The 1039-nt window shown below is 24.0% G+C and carries 1 protein-coding gene; it reads right to left on the minus strand.

Annotation, left to right across the window (positions count from 1 at the left end):
• Nucleotides 1-116 precede the first annotated feature (116 nt).
• Nucleotides 117-1039, minus strand: a 923-nt coding sequence (locus ACRCYC_RS08795) for a plasmid recombination protein (protein ID WP_438618742.1), incomplete at its 5' end; no start/stop codon positions are given.

A 1039-nucleotide genomic window follows, 5' to 3' on the forward strand; every position in this document is an offset into this window, starting at 1 on the left:
CATTATTGTTCTAAAATTAATATATAATATTTTTTCATTACATACTGAATTCTTTAAATTTATTTGTTTTATTTGAATAACATTTTTTTATATCAAAAATTACGACATCAATTTTTTTATAAACTATAATTTTTATTATGGTTTTTCTTTTTGGCATCTACTTGATTGTTTTTTTCATATGCTTTATTTACTTCATTGAATAAATTATACTTTTCTATAACTTCATCATATATTTTTAATTGCTTCTGCAAATTTATATTTTTTTGTTTTTCCTGGTTCAACTTTTGTTCATATTCTTGTTTTAAATAATGCAATTTATAAGAGTGATCTCTCCCCATGTTGCTTAATTTACAATATTGTTCATCATTTTCTTTTTCTAAATATCTATTTCTTCTTTTTAATTCTTTAAGTTCATATTCTACATTTGCATATAAACTGTGCTGCATATATGCTTTTAAAGCACTTTCTTTTAATTTTTCAAAATCTGATTTTTTTATTTTAACTTTTTCATTTGAAAAAAACACATTTTCTGATTCAATTTCTTTTATTTGATACATAACCAAACTATTTTCATGCAAAATTTTTGTTGCTTCAGAAAATTCTTTGGTTCTTTTTTCTTTTTCACTCTTTAATTCAACAACCTCTTTCTCTATTTCTTGCTTGTCCTTTTTTAACGCCTCTGCTTGCTTCTGTATTTCGTTTTTATATTCCATAGTAGTTTTATGCTTCTTATTAGTATTTTTTTCACCACGAGCCAATTTAAAGCCATTTGAAACCATTCTATGATTATATTTATCTTGTAGTTCTGACAAATCTTTTTTCCCATGAAAAAATTTATTTTGACTTATAGTTAATTTTTCTTGTTTAATCCTACCGTCATAAATTTTAGTTATTGGAACTACTACCACATGCAGGTGAGGTGTTTTTTCATCCATATGAACAACTGCATGTATGATATTCTCTTTACTCATTCCAATATCTTTAGTAACAAAATCAAGTGATGTTTTCGCCCATTTTTCAATTTCATTTTTGTTCATAT

This window comes from Paraclostridium sp. (genome assembly GCF_051657365.1).
Taxonomy (GTDB): domain Bacteria; phylum Bacillota; class Clostridia; order Peptostreptococcales; family Peptostreptococcaceae; genus Paraclostridium.